The organism is Candidatus Planktophila versatilis, from assembly GCF_002288265.1.
Taxonomy (GTDB): Bacteria; Actinomycetota; Actinomycetes; order Nanopelagicales; family Nanopelagicaceae; genus Planktophila; species Planktophila versatilis.
In genome coordinates, this window is sequence record NZ_CP016778.1 from 817,532 (window position 1) to 833,460 (window position 15,929).

17 protein-coding genes and 1 pseudogene are annotated in these 15,929 nt (G+C 49.0%); 2 read left to right on the plus strand and 16 right to left on the minus strand.

Annotated features, from left to right (window positions below):
- Positions 1-59: 59 nt before the first annotated feature.
- From A1sIIB76_RS06955 to leuC, 3 genes are all read right to left on the minus strand, one after another.
- Positions 60-512: an HU family DNA-binding protein gene (locus A1sIIB76_RS06955; RefSeq protein WP_095684827.1), complete on the minus strand. Its 453-nt coding sequence runs from the start codon at positions 510-512 to the stop codon at positions 60-62.
- 245 nt (positions 513-757) lie between these two features.
- Positions 758-1,357 (minus strand): 3-isopropylmalate dehydratase small subunit, encoded by a 600-nt coding sequence (gene leuD / locus A1sIIB76_RS04170; RefSeq protein ID WP_095674968.1) that lies wholly within the window; start codon positions 1,355-1,357, stop codon positions 758-760.
- 14 nt (positions 1,358-1,371) lie between these two features.
- Entirely contained in the window at positions 1,372-2,763 is a 1,392-nt protein-coding gene (gene leuC, locus A1sIIB76_RS04175; RefSeq protein ID WP_095684829.1) for a 3-isopropylmalate dehydratase large subunit, read from the minus strand.
- 70 nt (positions 2,764-2,833) lie between these two features.
- On the opposite strand from leuC, the gene A1sIIB76_RS04180 reads away from it, so the two are divergent.
- Positions 2,834-3,553, plus strand: a complete 720-nt coding sequence (locus A1sIIB76_RS04180) for an IclR family transcriptional regulator (RefSeq protein WP_095697082.1) — start codon at positions 2,834-2,836, stop codon at positions 3,551-3,553.
- Here A1sIIB76_RS04180 and A1sIIB76_RS04185 read toward each other — a convergent pair whose 3' ends face one another.
- Entirely contained in the window at positions 3,554-4,060 is a 507-nt protein-coding gene (locus tag A1sIIB76_RS04185) for a regulatory protein RecX (RefSeq protein WP_420021859.1), read from the minus strand.
- Positions 4,060-5,139 (minus strand): recombinase RecA, encoded by a 1,080-nt coding sequence (gene recA / locus A1sIIB76_RS04190; RefSeq protein ID WP_095674972.1) that lies wholly within the window; start codon positions 5,137-5,139, stop codon positions 4,060-4,062. Before recA ends, A1sIIB76_RS04185 begins: the two co-directional genes overlap by 1 nt.
- 201 nt (positions 5,140-5,340) lie before the next feature.
- Between recA and yaaA the strand changes: the two genes are divergently transcribed.
- Positions 5,341-5,895: a peroxide stress protein YaaA gene (gene yaaA, locus A1sIIB76_RS04195; protein WP_095697084.1), complete on the plus strand. Its 555-nt coding sequence runs from the start codon at positions 5,341-5,343 to the stop codon at positions 5,893-5,895.
- Between the two features lie 3 nt (positions 5,896-5,898).
- Here yaaA and A1sIIB76_RS04200 read toward each other — a convergent pair whose 3' ends face one another.
- The 11 genes and pseudogenes from A1sIIB76_RS04200 to thyX form a co-directional block, all read right to left on the minus strand.
- Positions 5,899-6,099 carry a DUF3046 domain-containing protein gene (locus A1sIIB76_RS04200; RefSeq protein ID WP_095674974.1) on the minus strand — a complete coding sequence of 67 codons (201 nt, stop codon included), beginning with the start codon at positions 6,097-6,099 and terminating at the stop codon, positions 5,899-5,901.
- Positions 6,100-6,110: 11 nt separating this feature from the next.
- Positions 6,111-6,638: a TetR/AcrR family transcriptional regulator gene (locus A1sIIB76_RS04205; protein WP_223298323.1), complete on the minus strand. Its 528-nt coding sequence runs from the start codon at positions 6,636-6,638 to the stop codon at positions 6,111-6,113.
- A gap of 60 nt (positions 6,639-6,698) precedes the next feature.
- A pseudogene (locus tag A1sIIB76_RS04210) lies at positions 6,699-6,888 on the minus strand (helix-turn-helix domain-containing protein); the annotation flags it as partial.
- A gap of 30 nt (positions 6,889-6,918) precedes the next feature.
- Positions 6,919-7,392, minus strand: a complete 474-nt coding sequence (locus A1sIIB76_RS04215; protein ID WP_095674977.1) for a CinA family protein — start codon at positions 7,390-7,392, stop codon at positions 6,919-6,921.
- Complete coding sequence (gene pgsA, locus A1sIIB76_RS04220) at positions 7,393-7,953, minus strand: CDP-diacylglycerol--glycerol-3-phosphate 3-phosphatidyltransferase (RefSeq protein WP_095674978.1); 561 nt, start codon at positions 7,951-7,953, stop codon at positions 7,393-7,395.
- Positions 7,950-9,332, minus strand: coding sequence for a 30S ribosomal protein S12 methylthiotransferase RimO (gene rimO / locus A1sIIB76_RS04225; protein ID WP_095674979.1), 1,383 nt, complete (start codon positions 9,330-9,332; stop codon positions 7,950-7,952). The genes pgsA and rimO overlap by 4 nt, the downstream gene beginning before the upstream one ends.
- Before the next feature lie 38 nt (positions 9,333-9,370).
- Positions 9,371-10,102: a helix-turn-helix domain-containing protein gene (locus A1sIIB76_RS04230; RefSeq protein WP_095674980.1), complete on the minus strand. Its 732-nt coding sequence runs from the start codon at positions 10,100-10,102 to the stop codon at positions 9,371-9,373.
- Positions 10,103-10,226: 124 nt separating this feature from the next.
- Positions 10,227-12,548 carry an FtsK/SpoIIIE family DNA translocase gene (locus tag A1sIIB76_RS04235; protein ID WP_190277034.1) on the minus strand — a complete coding sequence of 774 codons (2,322 nt, stop codon included), beginning with the start codon at positions 12,546-12,548 and terminating at the stop codon, positions 10,227-10,229.
- A gap of 49 nt (positions 12,549-12,597) precedes the next feature.
- Positions 12,598-14,283: a ribonuclease J gene (locus A1sIIB76_RS04240; protein ID WP_095674981.1), complete on the minus strand. Its 1,686-nt coding sequence runs from the start codon at positions 14,281-14,283 to the stop codon at positions 12,598-12,600.
- Positions 14,284-14,292: 9 nt separating this feature from the next.
- Complete coding sequence (gene dapA / locus A1sIIB76_RS04245) at positions 14,293-15,189, minus strand: 4-hydroxy-tetrahydrodipicolinate synthase (RefSeq protein ID WP_095674982.1); 897 nt, start codon at positions 15,187-15,189, stop codon at positions 14,293-14,295.
- Positions 15,190-15,205: 16 nt separating this feature from the next.
- A complete protein-coding gene (gene thyX / locus A1sIIB76_RS04250; RefSeq protein ID WP_095674983.1) occupies positions 15,206-15,925 on the minus strand; it encodes an FAD-dependent thymidylate synthase in 720 nt (239 codons plus the stop codon).
- Positions 15,926-15,929: the final 4 nt, after the last annotated feature.

Below are 15,929 nucleotides of genomic sequence, written 5' to 3' on the forward strand. Positions count from 1 at the left end.
GGGAAAGCAAGAAGGAGCCTTGCTTTCGCAAGACTCCTTCTTGTGAAAAGTGTTAAGAATTAACGTCTCTTAACTGCCTTCTTTGCTGGCTTGCGCTTTGCAGGAGCCTTCTTAGCAACCTTCTTCTTAGCTGCTGGCTTCTTCTTCGCTGCTGGCTTCTTCTTAGCTACAGCTTTCTTCGCTGCTGCCTTAGGTGCTGCCTTAACTTCTGGCTTAGGAGCTGGACCAAGTTTGCGATCTCCAGCAATAATTTCCTTGAGTGCCTTTGCAGGAAGGAAACGTGCCTTCTTTGACGCCTTGATCTTGATTGTCTCGCCGGTGAATGGGTTACGACCCATACGTGCCTTGCGATCAACCTTCTTGAACTTACCGAAATCGTTGATCATGACGTCGTTTCCGGCTGACATGTTACGAACGATTGTGTCAAAAACTACATCTACAGCGTGTGCTGCATCTTTCTTGCTGCCGTTGAAGTGTGGGGCCAACGCAGCGATGAACTGGGCCTTATTCATTCAGTTTCCCCTTAATGAGAAGTTTTACGCTTAAATAATTAAGCTTTTGCCTAACTGCGTAAAACATAAACCTATTCATGGGGTGAGAGCGTTATTAACGCGCGCGTGTCGCAACGAATTATTTCCCTAAAAATTGCTTATTTGTGCGTAAAAAACTCTCATTCTTTAATTGAGGGTTTTACACATCCCACTCACCCCTTGAAAAAAAGCATTACTACACGCTCATTTTCACACGTGAAGTGGGTTTAAATCCGTATGGGTAGCGTCTTTGGCTTATATGCCGGGCGCTTTGCTTCAAAAGCGTCGATGGAATCAGTGTGCTTCAAGGTTAATCCGATGTCATCTAGCCCCTCCATGAGGCGCCAGCGGGTGTAATCATCGAGTTCAAAGCTCACCGTGATGGCGTTATAGGAAACTGTGCGCGCCTCAAGGTCGACGGTAATTGCAGTGGTTGGCTCGCTCTCGATTGCATCCCAAAGAGCGTCAACGACCGCCTGTGGAACTATGACGGTCAATAATCCACCTTTGAGGGAGTTGTTTCGGAAGATATCTGCAAAGCGGCTAGAGATCACTACCTTGAAACCGTAGTTTTGTAGCGCCCAGACCGCATGTTCGCGCGATGATCCAGTTCCAAACTCTGGCCCGGCCACAAGCACGGTGCCACTCTTGAACTCTTGCTTATTAAGTACAAATTCAGGATCTGAGCGCCAAGCTGAGAAGAGACCATCTTCGAAGCCACTACGTGTCACACGCTTTAAATAGACAGCCGGGATGATCTGATCGGTATCAACATTGCTGCGACGTAGTGGAACGCCGGTTCCAGTGTGTTTAATAAACTTATCCATTTTCTTAGCCTCTCTTACAAATCTGCCGGTGATGAAAGTGTGCCGCGAATAGCTGTTGCGGCAGCAACTAATGGGCTGACCAGGTGAGTACGTCCACCTTTTCCTTGTCGCCCTTCAAAGTTTCGATTAGATGTAGATGCCGAACGTTCTCCAACGGCAAGTTGATCTGGATTCATGCCCAAGCACATGGAGCATCCAGCATTACGCCATTCAGCGCCGGCATCGGTGAAGACTTTATCTAGCCCCTCCGTCATTGCTTGCTGACGTACTCGTTCAGAGCCAGGAACTACCAGCATGCGTAGCGTGGTTGCAATCTTCTTACCTTCCAAAATTGAAGCAGCAGCACGTAAATCTTCGATCCGGCCATTGGTGCAAGAGCCCAAGAAAACAGTGTCAATAGCTATCTTCTTTAGTGGCGTTCCGGCTACTAGTCCCATGTATTGCAGAGCGCGTTCGGCAGCTCCACGCTCTTCGGCATCTTTAATCTCAGCAGGATTGGGAACTGATGCATTGAGCGGTAGCCCTTGTCCTGGGTTAGTACCCCATGTGACAAATGGTTCTAGCTCATCTGCATTGATTGTGATTTCAACATCGAATTTTGCATCAGCATCGGTAAACAAGCTCTGCCAATACTTCTGAGCGCCCTGGAAATCCTCCGGTGCATGTGGCTTGCCCTTGATGTAATCAAATGTCTTCTGATCTGGTGCGATTAGCCCCGCACGCGCTCCGGCTTCAATGGACATGTTGCAGACCGTCATGCGGCCTTCCATAGACAGTGCTCGAATTGCAGAACCGCGGTATTCAATGATGTATCCCTGGCCGCCGCCGGTACCAATCTGGGCAATAATTGCAAGAATAATATCTTTCGCACTCACGCCAGCTTTGAGTGTTCCCTCAACATTTATAGCCATTGTCTTTGGTCGACGTGATGGCAGCGTCTGTGTTGCAAGAACGTGTTCTACCTCTGAGGTACCAATACCAAATGCGATTGCGCCAAATGCACCATGGGTGGAAGTATGTGAATCTCCACAAACAATAGTCATGCCTGGCTGGGTAATTCCAAGCTGCGGGCCAACAACGTGAACTACGCCTTGGTCGGCATCTCCCAGTGAGTGAAGACGGACACCAAATTCTTTCGCATTGCTGCGCAAAGTATCGATCTGCAACTTTGAAACCGGATCAGCAATCGGCTTGAGAATATCTAGCGTTGGCGTGTTGTGATCTTCGGTTGCAATTGTCAGATCAGCACGACGCACTGGGCGACCCGCAAGACGCAGACCATCGAAAGCTTGTGGACTTGTTACTTCATGGATCAGATGCAGATCGATATAGAGCAGATCAGGTTCACCTTCTGCGCTACGAACGATATGGTCATCCCAAATCTTCTCCGCGAGTGTTTTACCCATAATCTCTGGTGCTCCTCATCTTTGCGTTCACTAAATTGCGTCTCACAGAATGGGATGCTAATATCACTCTGTGGATAAGAAGAATAGCGGAGTCGGCGTCTTAGATAAAGCCGTATACATCCTGGCCACGCTGGAATCAGGGCCTCACTCCCTGGCCGAACTCGTAGCCGCCACTGGAATTGCCCGTCCCACAGCTCATAGGCTCGCCGTTGCCTTGGAATTTCATCATCTTGTGTCACGCGATCTCAATGGTCGCTTTATTATCGGGCCTCGTTCAGGTGAGTTAGCAGCTGCAGCCGGTGAAGATCGCCTGATTGCAGTGGCAACTCCGGCACTGGCCGCCCTGCGCGATGCCACCGGAGAATCTGCCCAACTTTATCGTCGCCAAGGAGATATTCGAATCTGTGTTGCGGTAGCAGAGCGTTTATCTGGTCTTCGTGACTCTGTGCCAATCGGTGCATCACTGACGATGCACGCAGGATCTGCGGCCCAAATTTTGATGGCGTGGGAAGATTCAGAGAAAATTCATCGCGGGTTAAAAAATGCTAGATACACAGCAGCACATCTAGCTGCAGATCGCAGACGCGGTTGGGCGCAATCTGTTGGCGAACGTGAAGCCGGCGTTGCATCTGTCTCCGCCCCCGTGCGCGGACCCAATGGAAAAGTTATTGCAGCTGTCTCTATTAGTGGACCTATTGAAAGACTGGGCCGCCAGCCTGGCCGACTACATGCCGCTGCAGTTGTGGCAACGGCGGAACGACTAAGCGAGCATTTGAAATCAGGTAAGTAGTTAGTTATTAAGTAAATCGAGTTCTTTAAGCACTCGAGAAATAATGGTGAAGTTAAAGCCTTTACGGGCTAAGAGCGATTGAATGCGGCGAACCTGCACATCAGGTGCTAGCCGAGACATAGTGTTGTATTTCTTAAAGCCAAGTTCAAAGGCTGATCGATATTCAGATTCGTCATCGATGCCATCAAGTGCTTCATCTATCTGCTCTTGGGTGACACCTTTTTGACGAAGCTCCCCCGCAATGATGCGCTTTGAAATCTTCTTATGCTCATGTCGCGAGGTGGCCCAGGCAAGGGCGAATTCACGATCATTCACCAGGCCACTTTCTTGCAGACGAAAAATGACAGCATGCGCCACATCATCTTCTACGCCACGGGTTTTAAGATGAGCGAGGAGCTCGCCCTTACTTTTTGCTCGAGTCACAAGTGCGTTAAGCGCAATTGCGTGAGCTACTTCGTAAGGGTCAGAGCCCTCGCCTCTCTCAACCTTTGCAAATTGCAGTGAAATTAGAAATCAACCTCTGCTGCAGCTTCATCGATTTCAGCAATGAGCGCTGCATCGACTTCAACGGGCACGAAGCTGGCACGAATCTTTGACTCTATCTCGTTTGCTAGATCTGGGTTATTGATAAGAAATGCTCGTGAATTCTCTTTACCTTGACCTAGTTGATCTGCCTCGTATGTGTACCAAGCACCGGACTTCTTCACGATTCCGAGCTCTACGCCCATGTCAATGATTGATCCTTCGCGTGAGATTCCCACACCGTAGATGATGTCAAACTCTGCTTGCTTAAATGGTGGCGCCATCTTGTTCTTCACCACTTTAACGCGAGTACGGTTACCGACAGATTCTGTTCCCTCTTTGAGCGTTTCAATACGGCGGATATCAAGGCGAACTGAGGCGTAGAACTTAAGCGCCTTTCCACCGGTTGTTGTCTCAGGTGAACCGAAGAAGACGCCAATCTTTTCGCGAAGCTGATTGATAAAGATTGCGGTGGTCTTTGATTGATGCAGTGCGCCAGTAATCTTTCGCAGCGCTTGTGACATCAGGCGTGCCTGCAGACCCATATGGGAATCGCCCATCTCGCCTTCGATTTCAGCACGTGGTACCAGCGCTGCAACCGAGTCAACAACTACGAGATCAAGTGCACCTGAACGAATGAGCATGTCCATGATTTCAAGTGCTTGCTCACCAGTATCTGGCTGTGAGACAAGGAGCGCATCGATATCAACGCCAAGCTTCTTTGCATACTCAGCATCGAATGCGTGCTCGGCATCGATAAATGCGCAGATGCCGCCAGCCTTCTGGGCATTTGCGATTGCGTGCAAGGTAAGAGTTGTCTTACCGGAAGATTCTGGTCCGTAAATTTCAACGATACGACCGCGTGGTAGTCCACCAATTCCAAGTGCGATATCCAGTGCGATAGAACCAGTTGGAATTACTTCGATTACCTGTGCTTGTCGATCTGACATCTTCATTACTGAGCCTTTACCAAATTGACGTTCGATTTGGGCAAGTGCGGTATCTAACGCCTTTTGACGGTCAGATGATTTGTTATCTTCAGGCTTTGATTTTTCAGCAGCCACTGTCTTCTCCTTATATCTCGAACGTTGGCGAGCGCCACCGTTGGTAGTTGGCCCAGAAGGTACGGAATTCTCTGCTACGGCCCGTGGCGTTATAGAGACGCTGTGGGCGAAGGCTGAGCACCGCTCTGGTTGTGCAGGGAAACTATATCCGAACATCTGTTCGAACCTTATTAGCAGCCACTGACAAGTAGGGTGTGTCGCATGTTGATCCTGCTTCCCCCGTCCGAAAAGAAGCTTGCGACCACTAAACCCACCCCCGCGATCTCGGTCTATACCGGGGTCCTCTATCAGGCACTGGATTGGCCCACGCTCTCACCCGCGGCCAAGAAGCGCGGTGAATCGGTAATCGCCATTATCTCCGCCAAATACGGGGCTATTGGGCCAAGTGATCACATTGAGAGCTACAAGGCCAAGATTGATAACAAGTTGATGCGGCCCAGTGTTGGCGCAGCCCTTGATTCCCGCGAGCGCCAGCTCATTATCGACTGCCGCTCCTCGACCTATAAGAGCGTATGGACAGCTCCACCTGAAATCACGGTGGAGGTAAAGGTTTCAACGGTGGTTAACGGCGTGCGCACGGTGGTGACTCATATGTCTAAAAAGACCCGCGGTGAAATCACGCGCTGGCTGCTGCAATCTCGCGCTACGCCGCAGACTCCGGAAGATCTCTATGCCATCGTCTCTGAGAAATATCCCTGCGCCTTAACACCGGCTGCGGGTCTGCAGCCCTGGGTCTTAGAAGTCATCGCCGTTTAGGGCTTAATACCGGTACTTCTGGGTTTCATTCGGACATTGCTTACACACTGCCCGCCAAATTTCATCGGCTTCCCGTCCGGCAGCTAGTGCTTCATTGACTGTCATAGATGCAAGCTCGCTGATGGCAATATCGTGTGCGAAAGATGGCGCCCAGGATTCACCGAATGAGAGCGTTAAGCGTTCCCGCAGATCTGAAATGCGCATAGCTAAATCTCTTAAAACAATGTGCGATCGACGAGTAACTCTGCCTGCTCACGTGATTGTTTCGGAGTTATTGGTTGCATTACCTGTCCAAGCAGCCAGCGCATGGCAACTCCGGTGCCCGCCTCAGATTTGATTGCCCCATAGATGCATTGCGCAAGGGTGAGATAGAGCGGATTTTCTGAATGAGACATGATTGCGATCAGCATCTGCCCATCGTGTGTTCTCATGGAAGCAAGTGCGGTATCGGCTGAGACTTCACGCGACAAGGTTTCTAGCGCATCGGCTGGGGTGCCAGCGCGCTCGGCCAACTCAACAAGTCGTTCTACTTCGGCAGTTAAGAGGGCAAGTAATACCGCGCTCTTATCTCGGTAGTGGTTATATAAAGTGGCGCGAGATACTTCAGATGCATCGGCAATTTCAATCATGGAAACGTTAGAGATGCCAAACTGGGAAATTAGTTTCTTTGTTCCTTCGAGGATTGCACTCTCGGTACGGCGGTGTATCCCGCCTTGCAATAGGTACTTAGGCTGCGTCGACAACGGAGAGCTTTGCACTTTCACGAGATGCGAGTTCGTGAGTTACCCCGGTCATGACCGAAGAGAGAGTCAGGCCGAGCGCTTCGCAGATTGCATTGAGAAGTTCAGAAGAAGCTTCTTTCTGTCCGCGCTCTACTTCCGACAGATAACCGAGTGAAACGCGTGCTTCCCGCGCGACATCGCGAAGGGTGCGAGATTGATTTGTGCGAGCGTTACGAAGTGTGTGACCCACTGCTTGGCGAAGTAGAACCATGGCAACGCTCCTTTCGAATCTCGTGAGGTACTAAGCGCTAAGGATACGCGCAAAGGTACCGATTGCGCTGGATATAGCGCCTTGGCGCACGCCATCGCGCCCGCCATCCAGGGTAAGCGTCAGGCTTTGATTGATAGGGCCACGAATTGCGATCCAGACTGTTCCTTCGCGCACCCCTTGATAATCCCCGGGGCCGGCTACGCCCGTTGTTGAAATCGCCCAAGTAGTTGCAAACTTATTCTTTGCCCCCTCTGCCATTTCAATCGCTACCTCTTCACTGACTACTTTGTATTGATCAATGACTGATTGCCCAACACCAAGTTCGTGCACCTTGACATCAGTTGTGTAGGAAATGATGCCACCAAGAAAAACCGCAGATGCCCCCGGCACTTGGGTAAGTGCGAAACCAAGTCCCCCACCAGTCAGAGATTCAGCAACGGCAAGTGTCTGACCACGGGAAGTTAATGTTTCAATAATTGATTGCGCTGGAGATTGTGTGGCCATCTATTTAACCTTGCCTTTGCCCGCACTTGTGCGCCAGGCGTTGATGTATTCATAGGCACTGGTGAGTGTCAAAATGATTGCCACTGAGATAAATGCGAACTTAAACCAATCAAGGGAAGCTGGCAGTGGCAGCACGAAGAAGCCCACACCGAAACCCTGGAAGAAAGTCTTTAACTTTCCGCCCTTGCTGGCAGGAATTACACCATCTCGAATGACAAGTAAACGAAATATTGTGATTCCGATTTCACGGGTGAGGATAAGTATCGTCATCCACCACGGAAAGCGGCCAAGGATGGAGAGTGAAATCATCGCCGAGCCAATCAGTGCTTTATCGGCTACTGGATCGAGAAAGGTGCCAAGGGCTGTGATGCGATTCGATTGCCGCGCCCACTTTCCATCAACAAAATCTGTGAGTCCTAAGAAGAAGAATATGGTCCAGGCAATTATTTGGTTGCCAGCGTTATCTCCCCCATCAAGAAAGAGAAAGTAGACACCCACCGGAATAAAAAGAATTCGAGTAACTGTCAGCCAATTCGGTGTGATGAATGAAGGAATCCTCATTGTGCCTGCGCCACCAAATCTGCGCCCATCGATTCAATAATCACCGCATCGACATACTCACCGACAGCAAATGAGGTGCCAATAAATGATGTTGTGCCATCTACTTCTGGGCCTTGATGAGCCGCGCGTCCTTCTTGTAGTTCGGCATCTTCAATGAGAACCCGCACATGTTCACCGATGCGAGCTTGTGCGCGCACCGAAACCATCTCATCGGCTAGTGATGACAGTGACTCTACTCGTTGGCGGATTACCTCATCAGCGACCTTATCCAAAAGATCTATCGCCTCCGTATTATCTTCATCGGAATATCCAAATACTCCCACTGCATCTAACTTTGCTTCCGTTATAAATTCAGCTAAATCGTTGTAATCGGCTTCGGTCTCACCGGGAAAACCAACGATGAAATTTGATCTGATTCCGGCCTCGGGTGAGAGTGCGCGGATTTGCGTGATCAGGTGTAGGAATTTTTCTGAATCACCAAAACGGCGCATCCGACGTAACACTGTAGGGCTGGTATGTTGGAAAGAGAGATCAAAATACGGCGCAACTTTTTCGGTCTCAATCATCGCTTGCAGCAGTGATGGTCGCATTTCGGCAGGCTGCAGGTAAGAAAGACGAACTCGCTCAACTCTAGGGATTTCGGCAAATTCATGAAGGATCTTCTCCATCAACTTGATATCACCGAGGTCCTTGCCATAACTCGTGGTGTTCTCACTGACCAGAAAGAGTTCACTCACGCCATTATTGGCAAGCCATGTGGCTTCTTGCAGAATCTCAGTCGGCCTACGTGAGATAAATGAGCCTCTGAAATATGGAATTGCACAGAAGGAGCAACGACGATCGCAGCCTGAAGCAATCTTTAGTGGCGCCCAGGGTGCATCTCCTAGCCGCTTACGAAAGAGGGAACCACCAGCGCCGACTGACGATGCAAAACTTTCATCACGCGCAGCTGCGCGTTCAACTGGTGCGATGGGAAGTAGTGCGCGACGATCGCGTGGAACGTGTGGCGTATGTGCATTACCGCTAATAATTGATTGCAAGCGTTCTGAGATATCTTGATAATCATCGAAACCTAGAATTGCATCTGCCTCCGGAAGCGCCTCGGCCAGCTCTTTTCCATAGCGTTCTGCCATGCAACCCACGGCTACAACTACCTTTGTGGTGCCATGACCTTTAAGTGAGTTCGCGGCATAGAGGGCATCGATTGAATCCTTCTTCGCTGATTCAATAAAACCGCAGGTATTAACAACTGCGACCTCTGCAGATTCAACGTCTGCGACCAGGGTCCAGCCATCGGCGGCTAATCTGCCAGCGAGTTCTTCTGAGTCAACATCGTTACGGGCGCACCCCATAGTGACAATAGCTACGGTGCGAGACATGAAGGTGATGTTACAGGGTTATCGGTAAGAAATCTTAATTAGCGAAAGGTGCGACGGATTTCCTGATTCTGTCCGCCGAGCGGGCTCAATAATTTTCCATTATGTGTCACATCTACACCTGCCGGATTACTCAGGTAAATGCTGACCGAGGTGGCACCAGTGTAACTCTTGGTTTCACCTTGAAATATTGAACCTTTAATAACACTCTTGCCATCAACGACCACATTGATAAATGAATTACCTCGCGTGGCTTCTAGTACTAGTGAGACAGATCCGGTTGAAGGCGATGCTGAGGTGGAAACGGTAGGTGCCGGTGTTGGCGTGGCCTCTGGTGTGACTGAGGCAACCGGTGATGGTTTAGCAACAACTTCAGGAGTTGTTACCGAGGATTGATTTGATACTACGATCTGAATAGAACCCGCGACAACCAAGATGGCAACAGAGATAAGCGCCGGTAACTTCCAAGATATTTTTCTGGCCTCACGAGGGATTGTTCCAACATTGTTATCAAGGAGCTGATCGTGAATACCTCTATGTTCTGATGAGTGCTCAGCGTTGTACATCTCGACAAAATAATCTGCGGCTAAACCAAGTCGAAGAGCGATATTTTTAAGGTGTCCTCTTGCGTAGGTGTCGCCACCACAATGTGAAAAATCATTGAGCTCCATTTGCGAGATTAATCCGGCTCGCACACTAATCAGCGCGGCTAACTGATCTTTAGAAATGCCAGCAGCCTCGCGTTGATCGCGTAGTTCGCTGCCTGTGCTCATGAAGGTCCCTCATTAAATGTATTGAGAAGAAGGCAATTGTAATAACTAACTACCCCGGTTGAGAACAGATCTGGGTGGTGAAGATAAGTCTCACCCACAAAAACCACACCAAATTTACCTGCTGTTAATAGTCGCGAAGCGTGGCAAGCACAGAGTCAATCTCATCTTGTTTAACTAAGACGGTTCTGGCCTTGGAGCCTTCAGAGGGTCCTACGATTCCCCTAGATTCCATCAGATCCATCAATCGTCCAGCCTTTGCAAATCCCACTCGCAACTTTCGCTGCAACATAGAAGTTGAACCAAATTGAGTGCTTACTACTAACTCAACAGCTTGAATCAGTATCTCTAAATCATCGCCAATTTCTTTATCAATATTCTTATTTACCTGCGCTACCTGTGTAACGTCATCACGATAACGTGGTGAAAGTTGTTTCTTAACATGGGTTGTCACCGCTTCAATTTCACGCTCTGAAACATAAGCACCTTGAATTCTTATCGCACGACTTGCACCCATTGGGATAAACAGTGCATCACCTTGGCCAATCAATTTTTCAGCTCCAGGACTATCGAGAATAACTCGACTATCGGCGAGTGATGATGTTGCAAAAGATAGACGTGAAGGAACGTTGGCCTTAATAAGACCGGTGACGACATCCACACTTGGGCGTTGTGTAGCTAGCACTAAGTGGATGCCTGCAGATCTTGCCAACTGTGTAATTCGCACTACCGATTCTTCTACTTCGCGAGCAGCGACCATCATGAGGTCTGCTAACTCATCGATGATGACAAGTAAGTACGGGTAGGGCTCAACGATGCGATCTGATCCCGGAGGAGTCACAACTTTTCCAGCACGAACAGCCTTATTGAAATCATCAATATGTCTAAAGCCAAAAGTTGCAAGATCTTCATAACGAAGATCCATTTCACGCACAACCCAGGTGAGCGCGTCCGCTGCCTTCTTCGGATTGGTAATGATTGGAGTAATCAGATGTGGAATACCTTCATAGGCGGTGAGTTCCACGCGCTTTGGATCAATTAAAATCAGGCGCACATCATCAGGTGTAGCACGCATCAAAATCGAGGTGATCATGGCGTTAATCATGGAAGATTTACCCGCACCCGTTGCACCAGCTACTAATAAGTGAGGCATTTTCGCAAGGTTTGCACAGACAAAATTACCTTCAACATCCTTGCCAAGTGCAACCAGCATTGGGTGGTGATCTTGACCGGCAACGCTAGAGCGCATGACATCACCGAGGGCGACAATTTCACGATCAGCGTTAGGAATTTCAATACCTACCGCAGATTTACCCGGAATCGGGGAAAGAATTCGCACTTCGTTGCTTGCAACAGCATAGGAAATATTCTTCGATAAAGCGGTAATTCGTTCGACTTTAACCGCATTCCCCAGCTCAACTTCATAGCGCGTCACAGTCGGCCCACGCATAAAGCCTGTTACCTCAGCATCAATTTCAAATTGTTTAAATACTTCAGTCAGTGAGGCCACAACAACTTCATTAGCTTTGCTCTTCGCCTTTGCAGCAGGTCCTAACTTGAGCAGATCATGTGAAGGCAGCTCATATTTAATATCACTGGTGAGCAAGAGTTGCTCAGGACGTCTATCACTTTTCGGAGCCTCTTTAAGTTGTGCTTCCAACGGAGCTCTGGGAATCTCAACGGTGAACTCTTCATCGAACTCTTCTTCATCAATCTCATCTTCATCCTGATTCCAGGCGACCACAGGAGATTCAAAAGGTGGCGTATCTGAAATCTCAAACTCATCCTTGCTCCGTGATGGCTTTTTAGACCAGAGCCAGATGAAGATGACTTTGAGTTTAATTCCCACCTTTGAAATTGGGGTGGCAGTGATAATGAGAAGCCCAAAGAGAAAGATTGCAATCAGAACTGGATAAGCAAGCAGTGATGTCATCAGAGCAACCAACGGCAACGCTACCCAGTACCCAAGTAAGCCACCGCCTTCTCTGATTGCAGTAGCACCCGTTGCATTAACTGCCCCAAGTGAACCGTTGAGCAGGTGTGCTAAACCTGTTGTGCTCACTAATAGCGTGAGCGTTCCAATAGTGATTCGGCCAGTGACGTGAGCATCGTCAGGTTTTCTAAAGAGTCGCACTGCAAAGTAGAGCAGGACTAGCGGTGCTAAAACACCGATGCGACCAAATGCCCCGTAGAAAAATGAATAGAGATTGCGCCCCACATAGTTATCTGCCTGAAACCAAGTTCCAGCAAATGCTGCCAGTGAAGTTAAAAGAACAAGGAGTGCTGCGCCATCTCGATGATGTGCCGGATCTAAATCTCGCGCACCGCGAGCAACGAATCGAACTGATGCACCTAAAAATTTAGCAAGGTAGTGCCAGAGTATGGCTAAGCCGCGACCAATGGAGCCCAGTGCTGAGCGTGCGGATGTGCTTTTCTTTTTCTTAGCCACACATTCAATCTTAGGTGGAGAGTTTTTTTAGCGAGCGTAGGCGCGCCGCTTAGACCTCGATGACTACTGGAACAATCATCGGGCGCCGGCGATGTTTTTGGCCTACCCATCCCCCAATGGTGCGACGCACAACTTGTGACAACTGATGCGTTCCATTGACGCCCTCTGCAACTGCAGCAGCTAGAGCTTTTTCAATCTGCCCTTTCACCTCATCAAAGAGTGCGATGTCCTCATTAAAGCCACGCGCATGTATGTCAGGTCCAGCAACAATTTTTCCAGTTTGCGATTCGATCACAACAATGACAGAGATGAATCCTTCTTCACCCAGAATCCTGCGATCTTTGAGAGATGATTCGGTGATATCGCCAACGCTGCCACCATCGACATAGACAAAACCACATGGCACAGCGCCAACAACTTCGGCGTGGTGATCAATCAGGTCGATAACAATGCCATTTTCAATAATGAATGCGTTCTCGCGCGGGACACCTGATTCGATTGCGAGCTCTGCATTAGCTTTTAGGTGACGCCATTCGCCATGCACAGGAAGGGCGTACTTAGGCTTGACGATGTTGTAGCAGTAGAGAAGTTCACCCGCTGCTGCGTGACCTGAGACATGCACCATGGCATTCGCTTTATGCACCACTTTAGCGCCCCATCGAGTGAGTTCATTAATAATGCGAAAGACAGAATTCTCATTACCTGGAATCAGTGAGGATGCCAAGATGACGGTATCGCCTTCTCCCACTCTGATCTGGTGATCACCGTTTGCCATCCGGGAAAGTGCTGCCATCGGTTCACCTTGCGAACCTGTGCAGATGAGCACCACGTTATCGTCGTAGTTTTCTAATTCTCGGGCATCAAATAAAATCCCTGAGGGAACGGTGAGGTATCCCATCTCTTGTGCAATCTTCATATTGCGAATCATCGAACGCCCAATAAATGCAACTTTTCTATTGTGAAGAGCTGCCGTATCAATGACCTGCTGCACTCTATGCACGTGCGAACTAAATGAGGCAACAATAACTCGGCGCTTTGTTGATGAAATTACCCGATTAAGCGCTGGCATGATTTCCCGCTCCGATGGCGTAAAGCCAGGAACGTCGGCATTGGTGGAATCAACCAGGAATAGATCTACGCCTTCTTCACCTAAGCGGGCAAATGTTCGCAAATCTGTGATGCGACCATCGAGTGGAAGTTGATCCATTTTAAAATCACCGGTGTGAAGAATTGTTCCAGCACTTGTGTGGATGGCAACGGCAAGTGCGTCCGGAATCGAATGGTTGACCGCAATAAACTCTAATTCAAATGGTCCGACATCTTCGCGCAGTCCTTCTCGAACTTCGCGCATCAGTGGAGAAATTCGATGTTCTTTACATTTAGCGGCGATGAGAGCGATTGTCAGCGGAGAGCCATAGACCGGAATATCACCACGTTCGCGCAGTAAGTATGGAACTGCCCCGATATGGTCTTCATGTCCATGGGTAAGAAAGATTCCAACTACATCAGCAAGGCGATCTCGGATGTAGGAGAAATCAGGCAGGATTAAATCGATTCCGGGTTGATTATCTTCTGGAAAGAGAACTCCGCAATCGATGATCAGTAGCTTTCCATTAGTTTCATAGACGGTCATATTGCGACCGATTTCAGAGATTCCACCAAGGGCGACGATGCGAACTCCCCCAGCCACTAGCTTGCTAGGAGTTCCTAAGTTTGGATGCGGGTGTTGAGTCATACAGTCAAATTATTTTTTCAACGTGATTCCACCAGCAATAAGATCTTTTCGTAATTGTTCGATCTGTGCTTCGGTGGCATCAACGAGTGGCAGACGAGTAGTTCCTCCTGGGAGTCCCATGAGAGACATCGCTGCCTTGGTCAAAATTGCACCTTGTGTGCGGAAGGTTCCAGTAAAGACTGGAAGAAGTTTCTGATGAATTTCAAGTGCGCGTGGTGCATCTCCAGCAAACCAAGCATCGAGCATTGCTTTGAGTTCTAAGCCAGCGGTGTGGCCACAGACAGAGACGAATCCAACTGCTCCAACTGAGAGGAAGGGCAGGTTGAGAATGTCATCACCGGAATAGACCGGAATACCTGAGCGCTTAATCACCCATGATGTGGCTGCGATATTTCCCTTGGCATCTTTGAGGGCAACAATGTTCTTCACGCTTTCAAAGAGTTTGACGATGGTGTCAGATTCGATTTCAACACCGGTGCGACCTGGGATGTCATACATCATGATGGGAAGATCAGTTGCGGCGGCTACTGCGCGAAAGTGCGCTTCGATTCCAGCTTGGGGAGGCTTGTTGTAATAAGGAGTAACCACCAGCAGTGCATCTGCCCCCGCATCTTGGGAACGCTTAGCTTGTTCAACTGTGTAAGCGGTCTCATTATCGCCAGCACCTGAGAGAACACAGATCTTTTCGCCAACGACGCTCTTGACCACTTTGATGATCTCAAGTTTTTCCGAAGACTTTGTGGTGGGAGCTTCACCGGTTGTGCCATTGACTGCAATTCCATCATGTCCGGTATCAACAAGATGTTGTGCCAATGTGGCAACGCCATCCCAATCGATTGCACCATCACTATTGAATGGGGTCACCATTGCGGTGATTAATCGACCAAAAGGAGGCTGGATACTCATCCGCGCATCTTATCGCTTAAGGCGCAATACGACCAGATTTTTCAAAGGCTCCGTATGTCAAAGGCATCAATTTCGCGAACTCGGCTTCCATTTTTTCGGCAACCATCTCGATTTCTCGCTGCGGATAGCTTGGAAAGTGCGAACCTTCACGAGATGTGCGCAGGGATAAAAAGTTCATCAGTGCACGTGCATTCATGGTGACATACATAGATGAATACGTTGCGACCGGCAAAACTACTCGCGCAACTTCGCGGGCAACGCCAGCCTCTAACATCTTCACATATGACTCATAGGCAATGACATATGCATCCTTCATCGCCTTAACTGTTATTTCAAATTGTTCTGGCGTTCCATCTTCAAATGTGTAAGCACCAGTCTTACCAACCTGAATAAGTTTGCGCTCTTTCGAAGGAATATAGAAAACTGGCTTGAGTTCACGGTAGCGACCAGATTCTTCGTTATAGGAAGCGATGCGATGGCGCATAAATTCACGGAAGACGAAGATGGGTGCTGAGACAAAGAAAGTCATCGAGGTGTGCTCGAAAGGTGATCCATGGCGTTCGCGTGCAAGATAGTTAATCAGCCCGGCAGATCGCGCTGGATCTTCACCAATTTCATCAAGTGACTGCTCACCGGCGGTTGATACTCGAGCGGCCCAAATGACATCAGCATCACTTGCACTTGATTTAACAAGCTCTACTGATACATCGTCTCTATAAATTACGGTCTCAGACATGTTC